This window comes from Gordonia sp. AC31 (assembly GCF_031844505.1).
Lineage (GTDB): Bacteria > Actinomycetota > Actinomycetes > Mycobacteriales > Mycobacteriaceae > Gordonia > Gordonia hongkongensis.
Window position 1 is genome coordinate 134,506 of record NZ_JAUZVK010000001.1, and the last position, 15,660, is coordinate 150,165.

12 protein-coding genes are annotated in these 15,660 nt (G+C 69.4%); all 12 read right to left on the reverse strand.

Features of this window, described 5'->3' with window-relative positions:
• Positions 1–178: 178 nt before the first annotated feature.
• Positions 179–3,391, reverse strand: a complete 3,213-nt coding sequence (gene ileS / locus Q9R39_RS00620; RefSeq protein ID WP_396275631.1) for an isoleucine--tRNA ligase — start codon at positions 3,389–3,391, stop codon at positions 179–181.
• A 332-nt stretch (positions 3,392–3,723) separates the two neighbouring features.
• A complete protein-coding gene (locus Q9R39_RS00625; protein ID WP_311276948.1) occupies positions 3,724–4,605 on the reverse strand; it encodes a hypothetical protein in 882 nt (293 codons plus the stop codon).
• A 33-nt stretch (positions 4,606–4,638) separates the two neighbouring features.
• Positions 4,639–5,454: a DivIVA domain-containing protein gene (locus tag Q9R39_RS00630; RefSeq protein ID WP_058251721.1), complete on the reverse strand. Its 816-nt coding sequence runs from the start codon at positions 5,452–5,454 to the stop codon at positions 4,639–4,641.
• A 337-nt stretch (positions 5,455–5,791) separates the two neighbouring features.
• Positions 5,792–6,133, reverse strand: a complete 342-nt coding sequence (locus Q9R39_RS00635; protein ID WP_065632304.1) for a YggT family protein — start codon at positions 6,131–6,133, stop codon at positions 5,792–5,794.
• A gap of 56 nt (positions 6,134–6,189) precedes the next feature.
• On the reverse strand, positions 6,190–6,906 hold the full coding sequence (locus Q9R39_RS00640; RefSeq protein ID WP_159371041.1) for a cell division protein SepF: 717 nt from the start codon (positions 6,904–6,906) through the stop codon (positions 6,190–6,192).
• A gap of 113 nt (positions 6,907–7,019) precedes the next feature.
• Positions 7,020–7,772, reverse strand: a complete 753-nt coding sequence (locus Q9R39_RS00645; protein ID WP_311276949.1) for a YggS family pyridoxal phosphate-dependent enzyme — start codon at positions 7,770–7,772, stop codon at positions 7,020–7,022.
• 24 nt (positions 7,773–7,796) lie between these two features.
• On the reverse strand, positions 7,797–8,555 hold the full coding sequence (pgeF, locus tag Q9R39_RS00650; RefSeq protein WP_311276950.1) for a peptidoglycan editing factor PgeF: 759 nt from the start codon (positions 8,553–8,555) through the stop codon (positions 7,797–7,799).
• Between the two features lie 8 nt (positions 8,556–8,563).
• Positions 8,564–9,730 carry a cell division protein FtsZ gene (gene ftsZ, locus Q9R39_RS00655; protein ID WP_058251716.1) on the reverse strand — a complete coding sequence of 389 codons (1,167 nt, stop codon included), beginning with the start codon at positions 9,728–9,730 and terminating at the stop codon, positions 8,564–8,566.
• A gap of 326 nt (positions 9,731–10,056) precedes the next feature.
• Positions 10,057–10,758 (reverse strand): cell division protein FtsQ/DivIB, encoded by a 702-nt coding sequence (locus Q9R39_RS00660; protein ID WP_065632300.1) that lies wholly within the window; start codon positions 10,756–10,758, stop codon positions 10,057–10,059.
• On the reverse strand, positions 10,755–12,326 hold the full coding sequence (murC, locus tag Q9R39_RS00665; protein WP_217700284.1) for a UDP-N-acetylmuramate--L-alanine ligase: 1,572 nt from the start codon (positions 12,324–12,326) through the stop codon (positions 10,755–10,757). The genes Q9R39_RS00660 and murC overlap by 4 nt, the downstream gene beginning before the upstream one ends.
• A 79-nt stretch (positions 12,327–12,405) precedes the next feature.
• A complete protein-coding gene (gene murG / locus Q9R39_RS00670; protein WP_078112876.1) occupies positions 12,406–13,536 on the reverse strand; it encodes an undecaprenyldiphospho-muramoylpentapeptide beta-N-acetylglucosaminyltransferase in 1,131 nt (376 codons plus the stop codon).
• Positions 13,537–13,698: 162 nt separating this feature from the next.
• Positions 13,699–15,660 carry a putative lipid II flippase FtsW gene (gene ftsW, locus Q9R39_RS00675; RefSeq protein WP_139363016.1) on the reverse strand — a complete coding sequence of 654 codons (1,962 nt, stop codon included), beginning with the start codon at positions 15,658–15,660 and terminating at the stop codon, positions 13,699–13,701.

Genomic DNA, 15,660 nt, shown 5'->3' on the forward strand with positions numbered 1-15,660 from the left:
TGCTCACCCCGCGGGGCCGGGTCGCGGCAGTCTCCACACCGTACGTGGCGCAGCACCACCAGGGTGCGACTGTTGCGAGTGGTGTCCCAGATCGTCTCGTCCGACCTCCCCGCGCGGCCGACGACGACACCGCGCGAACACCCGGCCGGGATGTCCGCGCGGTGCCCGGGTCAGCGGATCAGTTCGCCTTCGTCACGTCGGCGGTCACACCGTCGCCCAGTTCGATGCTGCCCGCGTCACCATCGCCGGTCACGTCGAACCGCACCGCGAGCACCTCGCCGGCGATCAGGTCGGCGTGCGTCCTCGCCCAGTCCAGACGTTCGGCCGGTACGACGAGTCGCACCGTGATCCGGTCGGAGACGTCCAGTCCCAGGGTGCGGCGCGCATCCTGTAGCTCGCGAACCCGGTCCTTCGCCCACCCCTCGGCCTCGAGTTCGGGCGTGACCTCCGTGTCGAGGACGACCAGGCCGTTCCCGCCCGGCAGCTCCGCGGTCGAGTCCGGTTCGACGGCCACCAGCCGTCGGGTGAACTCCCCGTCGTGGAGTTCGATGCCGTCGGCGACGACGATCTCGGACCCGTCGGCGCCCTCGCCCGCAGTCCAGTTGCCCGACTTCACCGCCTTGATCGCACGCTGCACGTCCTTACCCAGGCGGGGGCCGGCGGCACGCGCGTTGACCGCGATCTCGTAACGCCCGTACTCGCTGGCATCGGCCGCCAGAGTCACGTCCTTGACGTTCATCTCGTCCTTGATCAGGTCGACGAACGGCTCGAGCGCGGCCGCGGTCGGCGAGGCCACCGTCAGACCCGACAGGGGCAGCCGGACCCGCAGCTTGTTGGCCTTGCGGACGCTCGACGCTGTCGAGCACACCGCCTGGACCTGGTCCATCGCCATGACCAGGTCGGCATCGGCCGGCAGCTCATCGCTCGTCGGCCAGTCCGTCAGGTGCACCGACCGCTCCCCGGTGAGACCCCGCCAGATGGCCTCGGTCGCCAGCGGGAGCAGCGGCGAGGCCAGCCGGCAGGCGACCTCGAGCACGGTGTAGAGGGTGTCGAAGGCGTCGGTGTCCTCGTCCTGGCCGGCCCAGAAGCGTGCCCGGGAACGACGCACGTACCAGTTGGTGAGCGACTCGACGAACTCACGGAAGGCGTCGCACGCCCCCGCGATGTCGTAGGTGTCGAGCGCCGCGGTCATCGTGTCGCGGGTCGTCGCCAGCTTGGCCAGGATGTAGCGGTCGAGCACATGCTGCGAGTCGGTCCGCCAGGTCGCCGGGCGCTCGGCGTAGAGCTGCAGGAAGCTGTAGGCGTTCCACAGCGGCAGAAGCGCCTGACGCACCCCTTCCCGGATACCTCGCTCCGTCACGACGAGGTTGCCGCCGCGCAGGATCGGCGAGGCCATCAGGAACCACCGCATCGCGTCCGATCCGTCGCGATCGAAGACCTCGTTGACGTCGGGGTAGTTGCGCTTCGACTTCGACATCTTCTGCCCGTCGTCACCCAGCACGATCCCGTGCGCAGCAACGGTTTTGAAGGCCGGCCGGTCGAACAGCGCGGTGGCCAGCACGTGCAGCGTGTAGAACCAGCCACGGGTCTGCCCGTTGTACTCGACGATGAAGTCGCCCGGGTTGTGGGCCGGGGCGTGCGCGGAGTCACCACCGTCGAACCAGTCGCGGTTCTCGAACGGATAGTGCACCTGGGCGAACGGCATCGAACCCGACTCGAACCAGCAGTCGAGGACCTCGGGCACCCGACGCATGGTCGACTTCCCGCTCGGGTCATCGGGATTGGGCCGGGTGAGTTCGTCGATGAACGGCCGGTGCAGGTTGTCCGGACGCACCCCGAAGTCGGCCTCGAGGTCGTCGAGCGAACCGTAGACGTCGACGCGCGGGAACTCCGGGTCGTCGGACACCCAGACCGGCAGGGGCGCACCCCAGTACCTATTCCGGCTGATGTTCCAATCCCGGGCGCCTTCGAGCCACTTGCCGAACTGTCCGTCCCGGATGTGTTCGGGCACCCACGTGATCTGCTTGTTCAGTTCGACCATGCGGTCGCGGAACTGCGTCACCGCGACGAACCACGACGGCACCGCCATGTAGATCAGTGGCTGGCCCGACCGCCACGAGTGCGGGTAGGAGTGCTCGATGGTCTCGTGCCGCAGGATGCGCCCGATTTCCTTCAGGTCCTTGATGATCACCGGGTTTGCGTCGAAGACCATCAGGCCCTCGTACGGCGGGACCTGCGCGGTGAAGCGTCCGCCCGGGTCGAGCGGTTGCACCACCTCGATGCCGTTGGCGGTCGCGAGGTCCATGTCCTCCTCGCCGAAAGCCGGTGCGAGGTGCACGATCCCGGTGCCGCTGTCGGTGGTCACGTAGTCGCCCAGCAGCACCCGGTGCGAGTTCGGGTGACCGGCGAAGAAGTCGAAGGGAGGCGCGTACGACAGATCCGCCAGATCCGCTCCGCGGTGCGTGCCGAGCACCTCCGGATCGGCGACCTCCTTGGCGTACGCAGCGAGCAGCGCCTCGGCCAGCAGGTACTCCCGGCCGTCGGCGGCCTTCACGTGGGCGTAGGTGACTTCGGGGTTCACCGCGATCGCGAGGTTCGACGGCAGGGTCCACGGGGTCGTCGTCCAGATGAGCGCGTTGACACCGTCGAGGGAGGACAGCGGACCGTCGGGCACCGAGAGCGGCATCGTGACGGTGACCGCCGGGTCCTGGCGCATCCGATAGGCGTCGTCGAGTTTCGACTCCTGGTTGGACAACGGCGTCTGCTCGTACCAGCTGTAGGGCAGCACTCGATATCCCTGGTAGATGAGCCCCTTGTCGTAGAGCGCCTTGAACGCCCACATCACCGACTCCATGAAGTCGAGATCGAGTGTCTTGTAGTCGTTGTCGAAGTCGACCCAGCGGGCCTGGCGGGTCACGTAGTCACGCCACTCCCCCGTGTACCGCAGCACCGAGTCGCGGCAGTACTCGTTGAACTTCGCCATGCCCATCTTCTCGATCTCCGACTTGTCGGTGATCCCGAGCTGGCGTTCGGCCTCCAGCTCGGCAGGCAGACCGTGTGTGTCCCAGCCGAATCGGCGGTCCACCTTCTTGCCACGCATGGTCTGGTACCGGGGTACCAGATCCTTGACGTAACCGGTCAGCAGGTGACCGTAGTGCGGCAGGCCGTTCGCGAACGGCGGACCGTCGTAGAAGACGAACTCCTCGGCGTCGGCCCGGTTCTCGATCGACGCGGCGAAGGTCGAATCGGAGTCCCAGTACTGCAGGACCCGCTGTTCCACGGACGGGAAGTCGGGGGCGCTGCGCCCGGTGCCCCCGGTCATGTCGACCTTGGGATACACCCGCCCGGACTGAGTGGGGGCGGACTGGGTGGGGTCGGTCGCGTCGCTCACGGCTCGTCTCCTCGTGCCTGGTGATGTCTCATCGGCACGGGGACGCACACCGGAGGTCTGCGCGGTACCACCCCGCTTGCGTCGGAGATCCGACGCCACTCGACGAATCGCGACGGTCGGTGACCGTACGATCCTGTGGCTGTCACGGGCCACGCCCGCCCGGTTCTACTGGGAGTCACGCATTCGCACCGTCCACTGGACGCCGCACTCGATGACACCGTTCTTCCGGGTGCTCCCCGGTGATGGCCGGATCAACGCGTGAACCAGTGTAGCGACGACCGACCCGGTCGGGCCAATGGGTTCTCGACCGGTGCGCGGCCGTGCGGGTGCGCTCAGTCCGGCGGCGGATGCCAGTTCGGATCAAGCGGATCGAAATCCGCACGCCGACGACGCGGCGCGGACTCATCGGGACTTGTTGTCCAGTCGTCCGGGCCGGCGGCGTCGCCGCCCGGCACGTCGTCGGGGGCCCACCCCGAGGACTGCGGGTCGAACGGACGCGGAGCCGACGGCGGGCCGACCGGAGGCCGTTGGCCCGTCGGAGGCGGGCCGGCTTGCGGGGAACCGAATTGCCCCTGCTGCGGCCGGGCCTGCTGTTGTGTCCACGATAGTTGACCGACCCCGGGTTGTCGGCTCTGCGGTCCTACACCGGGCGGTCGGGAACCCGGCGGCGGGCCGGGGCGACCCTGGGCACCACCGGCGACATCGACACCGGTGGGCGGGGCCCCGCGGGGCGGCCCGTCACCACTCGGACTGTCGCCGCCGACCGAACGCAGATAGTCCTCGAGGTTGCCCTCACGACGCTCGGGAGCAGGACGATTCGGCGGGACCGCACCAGCGGGCGCGGCCATTCCGGGGTCGAAGGCCCCGGGCCGATAGCCGGCGGGCTCGGAATCGCCGACACCGGGGGCGTCGGCGTCGGGGTACCGACGCGTCGGTGTATCGTCGCCGCGATCGCCAGCCGGGTCGTGCCGGGTGACAGCGTCGTCATCGGCGTCGTGCGACGGATCGGTGTCGCGACCGGCGCCCGGGACCATGTCTTCCAGTGACCGGGCCGCTTCGCCCTTGCGACCGGCGAACACGTCCACCAGGAGGAAGCCGAGGCCCACCAAACAGACCACGATGCAGGCCACGGCCAGCCACACGGTCCCGGTGATGAGACCGAGGATGAGCAGCACGAACCCCAGAAGGGTCGCGGCCAGCGCCAAGGTCAGCACATCACCAGCCTAGTGCGCACCGATCCGCCCAGGTCAGCTGGGTGAGTAGCTGCTGAATCCACCGTTACCCGGATCGTTCGAGAACGACTGATCGGGTCGGCCGCCCTCGACAGGCGCCGCGCTGCCACGCTGCTGGAGTTCCTCGAGCTGGGATTCGAGGTAGGTCTTCAGACGCGTACGGTATTCACGCTCGAAGGTCTTGAGCTGCTCGATCCGGCCTTCCAGCACACCGCGCTGCTGGTTGATCGTGCCCATGATCTCGCTGTGCTTGCGCTCGGCGTCGCTCTGCAGGGCATCGGCACGTTCCTGTGCCTGCCGCAACTGCGCCTCCGACCGCGTCTGCGCGTCGGCGAGGATCGCCTCCGAGCGCTGCCGGGCATCGGCGAGCATGGCATCGGACTTGGTCTGCGCCTCGGAGACCAGCGTGTCGGCGCGCGTCTGGGCGTCGGACAGCATCGCGTCGGCGTCGGCGCGTGCGCTGCCGGTGAGCCGGTCCGCGGTGTCCTGGGCGAGCGCGAGAACGCGTGCGGCACGCACGTTGGCGTCGTCGTTGGTCGCCTGCGGGGCCGGCGTCGGCGCCGGGGCGGGCGGCTCGGGTGCCGCGGCGGGCTTGGCGAACATCTGGGTCCGGTCGTCCGCCTGGGCGCCACCACCGGAACGGGCATCGGCGAGCTCGCTCTCGAGCTCCTCGACGCGCTGCTTGAGGTCGGTGTTCTCTTCGATCAGCCGTGCGAGTTCGGCTTCGACGAAGTCGAGGAACTGATCGACCTCGTCCTCGTTGTAACCGCGCTTACCGATGGGCGGTTTGCTGAACGCGACGTTGTGCACATCAGCTGGAGTCAGCCGCATGTCGGTTCCCCTCATGTCTGGTGGTGAACTTGTGTTCAGTTGGCGGGCCGTCCAACCCGGATCGCGCGACGGTGAGTCGTTCGACCGATACAGGTTGTCACTAACTATTCATACCAGTCAAAAATTGTAACTGGCGTCCAATCCTGTCACACGCGAACCGTTGGTCGCATCTCTGCGATGCGCTGTTGAAATGAAACAGTCATCCGAAGATGACTTATAACGGTAGACCATCTGCCTAACGCGGGGTACCCGCCGCCCGATAGGGTGCGCCCGCAGGGGACGGGCCCTTCGTGACGCGCCCTCCGCAAGCTCGGGCGCTCCTCAGGGAGCAGGGGGATCAGGGGCGGACGAGGTGGCCGGCGATCGCGAGCGACTCGGCCAGGGCGTCGGCGCGCAGGCCGTTGACGATGTTCATGCCGATGATCACGACGAGCATCACGATCATGAGCGACAGGTCGAGCCGGATGGGACCGAGTGGGATCGGGGGGAGAACGCGACGCAGCGCCTTGATCGGGGGGTCGGTCACGGTGAAGACCATCTCGATGACGACCACCGCGATCCCGGTGGGGCGCCACTCACGGGCGAAGGTGCGGACCAGTTCGACCACCAGCCGGCCCAGGAGGAGCAACCAGAAGATCAGCAGGATGTAGTACAAGACGCTCAACAAAATCGCAGCCACGCGTCAAGAGTGCCTGAACATCTCGGACGACGGCGAACCGAGGTACCCGACGCCGGTCAGGAGTGGTTGTAGAAGCCCGTCTCGGCGATCTTGCGGCGGTCCTCGGGCGACACGTCGACGTCGGCGGGCGACAGCAGGAACACCTTCGTGGCCACCTTGTCGAACGAGCCGCGCAGCGCGAACGCAAGACCCGCGGCGAAGTCGACGAGGCGCTTGGCGTCGTCGTTGCTCATGTCGACGAGGTCCATGATGACCGGGTTGCCGTCGCGGAAACGCTCCCCGATGGTACGGGCTTCGCTGTAGTCCGACGGGCGCAGCGTGGTGATCTTCTGCAGCGGGCTGTCGGCGAAGACGCGCTCGAGTTCGCGGGGGTCGGCACCCATCGACCGCGGCGCGGTGGCGGCGCGCAGGGCCGCACTCGACGAACGCTGCAGCGGTTCGAGGCGGGCGGGTGCCCGCATCGGCCCCTCGCCCACCGCGCGACTGCCGGCGTAGGCGAACTCCGCCGCGTACTCCGGGGCCAGGTCGAAGCCGGTGTCGTAGTGACGGTCGGACAGCTCGTCGCGGTACGCGATCTCGTCGCGGTAGCCGGCGTCCCGGAACGACGGCTCGTATCCGGGATCGTAGGAGGAGTCGCCGTAGTAGTCGTCACGGTAGGCGCGCTCACGAGACCGCTCCCGCAGCGGCGGGGCCGACTCCTCGAGGTAGTCGTCCTCGTACTCGCTGGGCGGCACCATGCCGAAGTAAGCCTTGAACTTCTGCATCGTGGTCATTGACGGCCTCTCTGGTAGTGCGACGCCGGTTGCTGCCGTGCCGGATGGTGCATCTGTGGTCAGTGAGCTAACTGCGCTTCGTGTGTCACTTGGTTCTGGTGTTACCAATGTGATTACTGAGAGATTAGCGGCCGATCGCCCATGATCGCGGTTCCGACACGCACGCATGTCGAGCCCGCGGCGACCGCCTCCTCCATGTCCCCGGACATGCCCGCGGACAGTTCGACGGCGGCGTCGAATCGCCCGCGGAACGCCTCATGGATGCGTGCGGCCTCGGCCATCCAGTGTCCGGGTTCGCCGTCCAGCGGGGCGATGACCATGAGCCCGCGCAACCGCAGTGAATCGGCCTCGACGACCCGGTCGGCCAGAGCCGGGAGATCCTCTTCGACGACGCCGCCGCGTTGCGGATCGCCGTCGAGGCTGACCTGGAGCAGGATGCCGAGCGGATCGGCGCGCTCCCCCTCGTCGAGTGCCGCGACCGCGGCACGGTCCAGGGCGTCGACGACCTTCGGGCGGTCGACGGAGTGCACCGCGCGCGCCCACCGCGCCACCGACCGGGCCTTCTTGGACTGCACCGAACCGATCATGTCGAACACGGGGACGTCGCCGGGCTCCGGGGACTCCCAGTCCCTGAGCACCTCCGCCACCTTCCGGCCGGCCTCGGGTTCGCGCGACTCGCCGAACGCGCGCTCCCCCAGCTGCAGCAACCGACGGACGTCATCCGCGGGAAAGAACTTCGTGACCACGAGGAGCTGACAGGAGCCCGCCGGCCGATGGGCGGCCTCGACCGCGGCGTCGAGGCGCCGACGCACCGCCGCCAACCGTTTCCCCAGCTCGGCGGTGCGCGCATCAGATGACCCGGTCATGTCCCCATCCTTCTCGCCACCGGGTCACTCCCCGAGCGGGCGCCGCTCACCGGGTGCATCGTCGCCGTGTGCATCGCCATCGGGGTCCATCCAGATGACCGAGGCCAGGCGGCCCGTGGGTGCGCCCCGGCGATGGCTGAACAGGCTCGGGTCGGCGATGGTGTCCCGCGGGTCGACCGCGACTCCGGCGACGCCGGCCTCGAGCAACTGCCGCCGCAAGCCGGCACGCAGGTCGAGACCGGCCGTGCCCTTCTTGGTACGCACGGCGCTGCCCGGCAGATGCTTCTCTACGTCGGCCTGCATGTCGGCGGGCACCTCATAGTGGTCTCCGCTCGCGGCAGGACCGAGGAAGGCGCCGATGGACCCGATCCGGGCGCCGAGTTCGACCATTGCGCGCAGGGTGGCGGACACGATGCCGATCCGGGCGCCGACGCGGCCCGCATGGACCCCCGCGATCACACCGGCGTCGTCGTCGCTGAGGAGTACCGGGACGCAGTCGGCGGACAGCACGGCGAGGGCGAGACCGGGCGTGGTCGTGACCAGCGCGTCGGTGGCGGGCACCGGCTCGGGAACCGGTCCGTCGACCACGGTGACGTTGCGACTGTGGATCTGTTCCATCCAGACCACCGACCCGGCCGCCACCCCGATCTGCTCGGCCAGCCGAATCCTGTTCGCCGCCACGGCTTCCGGATCGTCTCCGACGTGATCACCGAGATTGAACGAATCGTACGGTGACACCGAGACCCCGCCGGCACGGGTGGTGATGACACGACGCACCCGCATGCGCGGGCTCAGCGCTTCATGAACGACGGCACGTCGACATCGTCGTCGTCGAGCCGAACGGTGTTGCGGCGGGGCGGCTCCGGCTCCTGCTCGAACGGATCGCCCGCACCCTTCGGCATGTCCCCGAAGAGCGGATCGTTCTTCGGCGGCGACGCCACGGCGCCGGCCTGGCCCTGACCGACCGCGGAACGCCCCGCGGCGGCCGGGACGTCGGTCCGCTTCTTGGGTGAGCCACCGTCGAAGCCGGCGGCGATGACCGTGACCCGGACCTCGTCACCGAGGTTGTCGTCGATCACCGTGCCGAAGATGATGTTGGCGTCCTCGTGCGCGGCCTCCTGCACCTGGGTCGCGGCGTTGTGGATCTCGAACAGACCCAGGTCGCTGCCACCGGCGATCGAGATCAGCACACCGCGGGCGCCTTCCATCGAGGCCTCGAGCAGCGGCGAGTTGATCGCGGACTCGGCGGCCTTGCGCGCACGCTCCTCGCCGCGGGCCGAACCGATGCCCATCAGCGCGCTGCCGGCATCGCTCATGACGCCCTTGACGTCGGCGAAGTCGACGTTGATCAGGCCCGGCGTCGTGATGAGGTCGGTGATGCCCTGCACGCCGTTGAGGAGCACCTCGTCGGCACTGCGGAACGCGTCCATCAGGCTGACCTGTGCGTCGCCGAGCTGCAGCAGACGGTCGTTCGGGATCACGATCAGCGTGTCGCAGGACTCGCGCAGAGCGGTGATGCCCGCCTCGGCCTGTCCGCCGCGCCGCTTGCCCTCGAAGGCGAACGGCCGGGTGACCACGCCGACGGTGAGCGCACCGAGCTTACGCGCGATCGACGCGACCACGGGTGCACCACCCGTTCCGGTCCCGCCGCCCTCGCCCGCGGTCACGAAGACCATGTCGGCGCCCTTGAGCAGTTCCTCGATCTCGTCGCGCGCGTCCTCGGCGGCGCGGCGACCGACCTCGGGATCGGCACCGGCGCCGAGACCCCGTGTCGAGTCGCGCCCGACATCGAGCTTGACGTCGGCGTCGCTCATCAACAACGCCTGGGCGTCGGTGTTGATCGCGATGAACTCGACTCCCTTGAGTCCCTGTTCGATCATGCGGTTGACGGCATTCACGCCGCCACCGCCGATGCCGACGACCTTGATGACGGCCAGGTAGTTGTGCGGTGGCGTCATGCGCTCGCCTTCCTTGTGTGGTCGATCTCGTTGTTCGAGTTCTGGTCTCGATATGTCCTGTGTGAACCGGCCGGTCCACGTCCCGCTCGCGACAAACCCTAAACCTGAACCATAGATTTAGAGTTATGTCAAGTAACTCGTTGTGGTGATGACGCTAGGCATCGCAGGCCCCGGTATCCAGATCCGCGCTCGGCGTGTCGGGAAGTCGTGGCGAAATCCGCCGGAACCCTCAGCTTTTCACCGCCCCACGGGGGTCGTCCGGTTCCGTCTCGCGGGTCCGCCTCACCCCGACCGGTGATTTCGGGGTCGGCCGGATCCGGCGTGCGTCACCGATAGGCCGGGAACTCGGGACTCGACACGTTGTACATCCGCGCCTCGCGGGTGAGCAGATGCGTCAGTGTGCGGGCCTTCTCGGCGCCGCGGTCGCTGTCCCCCCACACCACGGTGCGCTTCTCCGACAGCGTGAACTCGATGTCGACCGGCGAGGTCGCGGTCACCCGGATGACCTGCCGCGCCAACGATTCGGGCAAGCCCGCCACCGCCGCGATGGTCTCCCTGGTGGTCGGGTCCGCCGGCCCCGGGTTCGGGGTGTCGAGAACCGGGAGCTTGAGCACCTCGGGCGGGACGCCCTGCGTGCGGTCGTAGTCGAGGAACGCCACCCCGGACTTGTCGAGCACGTGGACGTCGTCGCCGTTGTTCACGATCACGACCGGGACCCGCTCGACGACGGTGATGGTCAGCGACGAGGGGTAACTCCGCTGCACGCGCGCCGATTCGACGGACGGGATGGTGGCGACACGCTGCGCGACCGCCCGGGTGTCGACCTGCAGCAGCGGGGTGCCCGACGGCACTGCCGCGACCCGCAGGATCTCGTCGGCCGGAATCGACCCGTTGTCGCGGACGTCGGTGCCGCGCACCGACATCAGCGGCGTGAGGTAGGCGATGAGCACCAACCCGACGCCGGCCGCGACCACCATGAGCGTGCCGAGGACCACGCGCGACCGGCGGCGCTGCGGCCAGCGGATCACGACACCCGCCCCGTCCGGCCGTCGGAGTCCGCCGGGCCGTCGGTCGGAGTCGCGCCCGAACCCGTCACGGTGGCGGTGTCGGCGGTCGTCGAGGTCGAGGCCAGGGCGTCGAGGATCTCCGGACCCTGCATGGTGATGTCGCCCGCCCCCAGGGTCAGCACGACATCCCCGGACCGCGCCAGTCGCGCGACCTGCGCGGCCAGCCGCGACAGGTCCGGGGCGAAAATCCCCGGCACGGTCAGCTTGTCGGAGATCGTGCGCCCGCTGACTCCCGGGATCGGGGCCTCACGGGCCCCGTACACATCGGCGACGACCACTGCGTCGGCGAGGTCGAGAGCAGCGGCGAACTCATCGGCGAACTCGACGGTGCGTGAGTAGAGGTGCGGCTGGAACACCGCGATCACGCGCCCGCGCAAACCGCTCGGCCCGCCGCGGGCGGACACCATGTCCTGCGCCGCCGAGAGCACGGCCCGCACCTCGGTCGGATGATGGGCGTAGTCGTCGATGACCTCGACGCCGCCGCGCCGGCCGCGGAACTCGAAGCGGCGGTGGACACCGCCGAACGCGCCGATCCCGGCCACGATGGCGTCGAGCCGTCCGGCCCCGGTCGATGGGTCGGATGTCGCGACGCCGGGCTGCGCACCCACCCGGGCGGCACCGATCACCGCGGCGATCGCGTTGAGCGCCATGTGCTCGCCCGGGAGCGGGAGGACGATCGGTCGATCCTCGACATCCGGGCAGAGCGGGGAGGTGAACCGGACCGTGGCGGCTCCGCCGCCTCCGCGCGGCTCCCAGGACGTCATGGTCGCGACGTTGCGGACGGTCGGCGCCAGCGCGGCGTGGGTCCCCCGTCCGTATCCAAGGACCTCCACCCCGCGCGCGGTGAGCGACTCGGCGACGCGGCCGGCCAGGGCGGCCGAGCCCGGGTCGTCGAGGCACACGACGAGCGACCCGCCGCCCGCGATGCGCGCGACGAACCGGTCGAACACCTCGACATAGGCCTCGATGGAACCGAAGAAGTCGAGGTGGTCGGCGTCGATGTTGGTGACGACGACGACGTCGGGTGTGTACTCCAGCAGCGAGCCGTCGCTCTCGTCGGCCTCGGCGACGAAGATCGGGTCGCCACCGTGGTGGGCGTTGGTCCCCGACTCGTTCAGCTCGCCGCCGATCGCGAACGACGGGTCGGTCCCGGCATGCTGCAGCGCGACGACCGCCATCGAGGTCGTGGAGGTCTTGCCGTGGGTGCCCGCGATCAGCAGGCTGCGCTGACCCGCCATCAGCTGGGCCAGGACGCGGGGCCGTAGGAGGATCGGGATGCCGCGCGACCGTGCCGCCACGAGTTCGGGATTGGTCTTGGGGATCGCGGCGTGAGTGGTCACCACGACAGACGGGCCACCGGGGATCTGGTCGAGCGCCGACGGATCGTGCCCGACCTGCACCCGGGCGCCGCGGGTCCGGAGTTCGAGGATGCCGCGACTGTTCTTGGCATCCGACCCCGACACCTGTCCCCCGCGGGCCAGCAGGATCCGGGCCAGTCCCGACATCCCGGCGCCGCCGATGCCGACCATGTGGACGCGGCTCAGCTCATCGGGCAGCGACCCCGGAGCCGATGCCGTCTCGTCCGTCTCCGTCGCTTCGCTCACGGCCTCATCGTTCACAGGCCGACCTCCCACTGCGACGACGTCCAGCCCGGAAATCCTGCGCGAGTTCGATGGCGGCGGTGGCCACCGCTGCCGCGGCGTCCCGATGCCCGGTGCCCGCAGCAGCGATCGACATCTCGTGCAGCCGAGTTGTATCCGTCAGCAGCGCAGGCACTTCGCGGGCAACCCAGTCGGCGTCCACCGTCGCATCGTCGACGAGCAGTCCCCCGCCCGCCTCCACGACCGGGAGCGCATTCAGTCGTTGTTCGCCGTTCCCGTGCGGCAGCGGGACATAGATCGCGGGCAACCCGGTCGCCGACACCTCGGCGACGGTCATCGCGCCGGACCGGCACATCACGAGATCCGCGGCGGCGTACGCGAGATCCATCCGTTTGAGATACCCGACGGCGCGGTAGGGCGGCGCGTCGTCGACGACGGCGGGGTCGATCGAGTTCTTGGGACCGTAGGCGTGCAGCACGCCGATGCCGGCCTCACCCAATGTCTTCGCCGCGCCCGACACGGCGTCGTTGAGTCGTTGCGCGCCCTGCGAGCCGCCGAAGACGAGCAGCGTCGGCGCATCGTCGTCGAGTCCGAAGTAGTGGCGCGCCTTCGCCCGCAGGGCGGGCCGGTCCAGTTCGGCGAGGACACCGCGCACCGGGATTCCGACGACCGTCGCATCGAGCCCGGAACCGTCGACCGCCGCCAGAACCCGATCGGCGAACCGGGCACCGACCTTGTTGGCGATGCCGGCCGAGGCATTGGCCTCATGGATGACGATCGGGATCCGATTGCGTCGGCGCAGGTGCATCTGCGCCGCGAGGTACGCCGGCACGGAGACGTAGCCACCGAAACCGATGACCACGTCGGCGTCCACCTCGTCGAGAACCTTGCGGGTGGCGGCCACCGAACCCAGCAGACGGCCGGGGGTGCGCGCCAGGTCGAGGCCGGGTTTGCGCGGCAACGGCACCGGCGGGATCAGCTGCAGGTCGTATCCGCGTTCCGGGACGAGATCGACTTCGAGGCCCCGACTGGTACCCAGCGCCGTGATACGGGCCGTCGGATCGATGCGACTGACCGCGTCGGCGACGGCGAGGGCGGGTTCGATGTGACCGGCCGTGCCGCCGCCTGCGACCACCACCGACAACGGCCGGCCGTTCGGCCGTCCGGTCGTATCAGCTTGTACCGCACCCGAACTCACCGGCGTCGTCACTCCATTTCAGCTTTCGATCACAATCGTCGCGGGCTTCTGGCCGGGAGATCTCCCGTCGCGGGCCCGCACCTCAGCCGCCCCGGCCGCCGGTCACCGACGGCCGGCGCCGCGTACATACGGCCCGCTCGCTCCGCTCCCGGCGCCGCGTACATACGGCCCGCTCGCTCCGCTCCCGGCGCCGCGTACATACGACCCGCTCCCCCGATACCCGACACCGTAGTCGACGCCGCTCCGCGAAGAAGTCCCCGGCCGGGCCCGCCCGCGCGGGACACCCGCCCGGCCGGAGGCCGCCGACCGGGCTCCTCGGGTGTCGCCGGCACCGGATCGCGTCGACGACCGACCCTGCCGCCGCTCGTCCCGCGCGGACTGCGACGGGGCGGCACGCCGCTGCGACGTCTCGGCGGCACGCCGCCAGGGCAACGGGAAGCGTCGACGGCCACGTCCGGCATCGGCCGACGGCGCGGGCCCGCTCGGCGGACGGCGACGCGACTGCGGTCCCCGGCCGCCGCGACCGGCACCGGCCGTCGGACGCGGACCGGCCGTGCGACGCTGGTCCAGTCGATCGCGCAGCGACTCCGCCCGTGTCTGCCGGTAGGCCACCGGCGTCGGCAGGCGCAGCCACCGTGCCACGCGGCTCGGCGACCCGCCGGTGAGCGTCGCGACCGCCTCGGGTTCGTGCCTCGCGGCGTTGGCGAGCAGACCGAGCATCGCAAGGACGGTCAGCGTCGACGTGCCACCGGCCGAGATCAGCGGCAGCTGGATTCCGGTGACCGGCAGCAATCCGATGACGTAGCCGATGTTGATGAACGCCTGCGCGGTGATCAGCACCGTGATGGTCGCCGACATCAGGCGCAGGAAGGGATCGGTCGACCGGGATGCGATCCGGAAGCCGATGTAGGCGAGGACGACGAACAGGAACACCACCATGAGCCCGCCGAGGAGCCCGAGCTCCTCGCCGATGATCGCGAAGATGAAGTCGTTGTGCGCGTTCGGAAGATAGTTCCACTTGGCACTCGACTGGCCGAGGCCCACGCCGAAGACCCCGCCGTTCGCGAGCGCGTAGGTCGCCTGGCGCGCCTGATAGCCGGCCCCCTGCGGGTCGTCGACGTTGCCGAGGAAGCTCATCACGCGCTGCGAGCGGTAGCCCTCGGCCAGGGCGAGGATCACGGCGAGCGCGATGCCGGACACCGCGAACGAGACGAAGACCTTGACCGGCAGTCCCGCGAACCACAACAGCGCACCGACGATGATCGCGATGGTGATCGTCGTCGACAGGTTCGGCTCGAGGATGATGAGCAGGCACACGAGCATGGCCACCGGGACGAGCGGGACCAGCAGCTCGCGCAGCGAGGCGTTGTCCCGTCGGCGCGAGGCCAGCAGGTGCGCACCCCAGATACACAACGCGACCTTCACCAGCTCCGACGGCTGCACCGACAAACCGTAGATGACGAACCAGCGGCGTGCGCCCTGACTCAGCGTGCCCACGCCGGGGATGAGGACCAGCGCCAGCAGCACCACCGCGACGAACATCGCGGGAGCGGCGAACCGTCGGAGCAGCCGCACCGGAATCCGCAGCATGAAGTAGAAGACCACCAGGCCGAGCAGGGCGAAGATCACCTGCGTGGCGAACAGCCCGTACGCCGAACCCTCTTTGGAATACCCCTCGACCGACGACGCCGAGAGCACCATCACCAGGCCGAATGTGGTGAGCAGGAACGACATCGTGAGAATCAGCTGATACGACGCCAGCGGACGTGCCAACAGGTTGCGGATGGCGTCGAGCACGATCGCCGGGATCGACGCGGCGGTCGCTGCTGCCGCACCCGCGGAGCGGCCCGAGGCGTCGTCCGGTGCCGACGTGCCACCGGTCCCGCGCTTCACGCTCTGCCGTTCGTTTTTCGTGCGCGTCCGGCCACCGGCGTCCCCGCCGGTCTCGACGTCAGCGCTCCCGTTGTCGGCAGGGACACCATCGTCTCCCACGCCGTCGAGACCGCTGCGGTCATCGGCATCGTCGACGGGGTCGTTGTCCGCGGCCGGGTTGCGGCTGCTCAT

Coding starts and splice junctions, on each gene's coding strand:
- pgeF (WP_311276950.1), bottom strand. CDS start 8,555: ATGCGGGTGCGTCGTGTCATCACCACCCGTGCCGGCGGGGTCTCGGTG.
- murC (WP_217700284.1), bottom strand. CDS start 12,326: ATGGTCGGCATCGGCGGCGCCGGGATGTCGGGACTGGCCCGGATCCTG.
- Q9R39_RS00640 (WP_159371041.1), bottom strand. CDS start 6,906: ATGACCACGATGCAGAAGTTCAAGGCTTACTTCGGCATGGTGCCGCCC.
- Q9R39_RS00645 (WP_311276949.1), bottom strand. CDS start 7,772: ATGACCGGGTCATCTGATGCGCGCACCGCCGAGCTGGGGAAACGGTTG.
- ftsZ (WP_058251716.1), bottom strand. CDS start 9,730: ATGACGCCACCGCACAACTACCTGGCCGTCATCAAGGTCGTCGGCATC.
- ftsW (WP_139363016.1), bottom strand. CDS start 15,660: ATGAGCAGCCGCAACCCGGCCGCGGACAACGACCCCGTCGACGATGCC.
- Q9R39_RS00630 (WP_058251721.1), bottom strand. CDS start 5,454: ATGCGGCTGACTCCAGCTGATGTGCACAACGTCGCGTTCAGCAAACCG.